1 protein-coding gene is annotated in these 644 nt (G+C 32.6%); it reads right to left on the reverse strand.

All coding sequences use genetic code 11. From position 1 onward, the window contains the following. Window positions 1–150: ankyrin repeat domain-containing protein (locus V6U76_RS05655; RefSeq protein WP_408647439.1), on the reverse strand; the 150-nt coding region annotated here is incomplete at its 3' end. Window positions 151–644 lie beyond the last annotated feature (494 nt).

The following is a 644-nucleotide window of genomic DNA, read 5'->3' on the forward strand; positions in this document are numbered from 1 at the left end:
TATTTCAATAACATTACTGCGGCCATTTGCAGCTGCGAAATGTATTGCTTGATATCCGCGTACATCCGTTTTGTTGACATCAACGCCTTCGCGAATAAGCCGCGAAACAGTGTCCGCATCTCCACTCCGTGCTGCCTCCAACAACGACATAACTTCTTCGAGAACTGTGTTTACCTTTTAAAACTGTTAATGAAAAAGCACAAATTAAACGACGAATCATTCCTATTACATTTCAAATTGAGTTCATTTCGAGAAATAAACGCAATTAAATTATTGTTTTACATTTCACAACATTCAAATAAAGATGAAATTAAATTCAAATTCCGAGAAATATTATTTGCGAGTAACATTTTGTTAAAAGATTAAAGTTAAATTGTTCAGTATTTAACTGACAATATCTGCTTTTATTTTTTGACTCTAAACAATAAAGCGTGATTCGTGTGTCGACGCAGATTTGAAGTTCAGTGCAGAGTTAATTATTTTGAATAACAAAGCTAATAATTATACCGAACGTTCAACAAACTCAAGCAAATATTTCAATTTGTTTCATAACATAAAAGCTAAAAAATTAAAGTCAATCACTTGCGCAACAAAAATTACATTCGACTGGGTTAACGTTTAATGCGAAACGAAATCAAAAGAGC

The sequence above is a fragment of the Wolbachia endosymbiont of Pentidionis agamae genome, from assembly GCF_036711655.1.
Lineage (GTDB): Bacteria > Pseudomonadota > Alphaproteobacteria > Rickettsiales > Anaplasmataceae > JAZHPY01.